This is a genomic window from Dactylosporangium darangshiense (genome assembly GCF_039537565.1).
GTDB lineage: Bacteria > Actinomycetota > Actinomycetes > Mycobacteriales > Micromonosporaceae > Dactylosporangium > Dactylosporangium darangshiense.
The window spans coordinates 1-1,766 of record NZ_BAABAT010000167.1; the positions used below are offsets into that span (position 1 = coordinate 1).

Consider the following 1,766-nt stretch of genomic DNA (forward strand, 5'->3'; position numbering starts at 1 on the left):
GCGGGAAGTTCGATCAGGCCGATGAAGTCCACCGGCACGATTAGAGAGGCGTTGAGGAACTCCGTGGCGTCGTGCCGCGCGCACATTTCGGCGAAGTCGTCCATGCTCGGGATGAGCTTCTCCTCGATGTCCCCGGCCGTGCTTAGCGGGCCGGGGTAGGGCGGCAGGTTCCGCGCGGCGAGCGCCTGGTCGAGCAGAGGTGCGCATTCGTCCTGCGCCCAGCTCAGGGCGCTGATGTCGACCAGATAGATGCCCACGCTGGGAACGCTACAGGCCACGGTCCGCCTGTCGTCGGCGCCGGTGACGCAACCGCAACAGCGCCAGGACTTTGATATCGGCCGTGAGCCTGGCGCCGATCAATCCGTTAGAGATCACTGCCGAGCACGCTCCTGCCGCTGAGCACGCGCGCCATTCCTGAGCCGCCATCACGCTCGGTACGCGCCCGGCCGGTCGGCGACCATGGACCCAATGCGCGCTCTTGCTTGATGAGCGCGCACGGGAGCGCTGGTGGCTCGCTGTGTAGGGTGCCGGTGTGCGCTCACTGACCGAACTGGTCGATACCAATGATCCAGCGTGGTCGGAGATTGAGGCTGCTGTCGCTGCCGCACCGTATCCGGTTGTCGTGCTGCCCGCTGACCCGCGGCGGGCCGACGAGGAGCTTCTGCGGGTGCAGGTGACGACGCGATCATGGTTGGGTGCGGTGGTCCACCGCAGCGGCGGCCTGGTGCTCGATCATGGGTGGCTGCGTGTCCTGGGATCGGGTAACGACGAACATCACCTGGCCAGTCTCGGCGCAATCAATGACAACGTCGCCGGCGGCATCATCGTGGCGCAGGACGTCCTCGGCGGTCAGTTCGCCTGGATGCCGGACTCCACCGGCACGCCGACGATCTGGTATCTGGCACCGGACACCCTGCGTTGGGAGAACTGCGAGCGAGGGTACGGCGACTGGCTCGCCGCCATGATCGGCGGTGCGATGACCGGGTTCTACCAGGATCTGCGCTGGCCGGGATGGGCCGACGAGGTCAGCGCATGCCGACTCGACGAGGCCATCAACGTCATTCCCCCGCTGTGGACCAAGGAAGGCAAGGATCTCAACGCGGTATCGCGCCGCCCGGTGCCGATGTCCGAGGCGATGTCCCTGATCGGCGTGACGCTAGACGGTCAACGCGACACGTAGAGACGCGGCCTGGGCTTCACTGATATGCCGCAGACCGCGCTCGCCAGCGCTCGATCAATCGTGACAGCGAGTGATCGAGCTTCCCGCGGCATCGCATCCGACTCTGCCGAGTTGAGTGCACTCGACCATCCGGGCGAGAGTGCGCCTGCGCAGTCACCATCGCCGCCGTCACTCAACGCATCCCCGTCACCCGACTCGGCGACTGACTGCTCAGCCGGCTGGGCTGCCTTCGCAGCAGTGGTCGTGGTGGTTCGGGTACGCTGTCTGGCAAGTGCCGCCCTCGGGGTGGCGTCTGACCCTCTGGTCAATGCTTTGCGGCGAACTCCGGTGCCGACGACCGGACGAGCCATTTATACAGAAGACCAGACGGAACACGAGCGAATACACAGCGGTACCTACACAGCGCGTGGTCAGAGCAGCACAAGGCTTCTGCCCAGTCGGAGCAGGACCTCAGCCAACCGGAAGCTGTCAAGGCGTATGAGACACGGGCTGGTTACGCGGTCTGTATCTGAGGTGCTGGTGTGGGCGGGTTGATCCACGCTGTGGTGGGCAGGGCCGGTGGGGTGGGTGGCTGGCTGAATCGTTC

The 1,766-nt window shown here is 65.6% G+C and carries 2 protein-coding genes; one reads left to right on the plus strand and one right to left on the minus strand.

Annotated features, from left to right (window positions below):
* On the minus strand, positions 1–257 hold a 257-nt coding region (locus ABD901_RS58460), incomplete at its 3' end, for a hypothetical protein (protein ID WP_345145018.1).
* 275 nt (positions 258–532) lie between these two features.
* On the opposite strand from ABD901_RS58460, the gene ABD901_RS58465 reads away from it, so the two are divergent.
* Positions 533–1,180, plus strand: a complete 648-nt coding sequence (locus ABD901_RS58465) for a DUF2625 family protein (RefSeq protein WP_345145021.1) — start codon at positions 533–535, stop codon at positions 1,178–1,180.
* Positions 1,181–1,766 lie beyond the last annotated feature (586 nt).